Below are 202 nucleotides of genomic sequence, written 5' to 3'. Positions count from 1 at the left end.
GCTTTCGAAGACGTCACAGGCGTCGAGCGCGTCGTTGTAGGCCTTGGCATCGATGGCCCTCATGGTCGGGGGCTCGTCCCCGGAGAGGGTGATCATGCGCCCATGCCAGAGCGCCATTGTGGCATCGTCGGGGGCGACCGCTGCATCGATCTCGGCGAGGAGGGCATAATAGTCTCTTTGCAGCGTCTGGTGGTCTCGAGCC

At 63.9% G+C, this 202-nt stretch carries 1 protein-coding gene; it reads right to left on the bottom strand.

All coding sequences use genetic code 11. The features are described 5' to 3' along the window. On the bottom strand, positions 1-202 hold a 202-nt coding region (locus PMES_RS16555; protein WP_159966793.1), incomplete at both ends, for a hypothetical protein.

Origin of the sequence: Profundibacterium mesophilum KAUST100406-0324, assembly GCF_009835145.1 — a bacterium.
GTDB lineage: Bacteria > Pseudomonadota > Alphaproteobacteria > Rhodobacterales > Rhodobacteraceae > Profundibacterium > Profundibacterium mesophilum.
The sequence above is the reverse complement of the archived record's forward strand: the minus strand, read 5'-3'. Positions and strand labels throughout refer to the sequence as shown.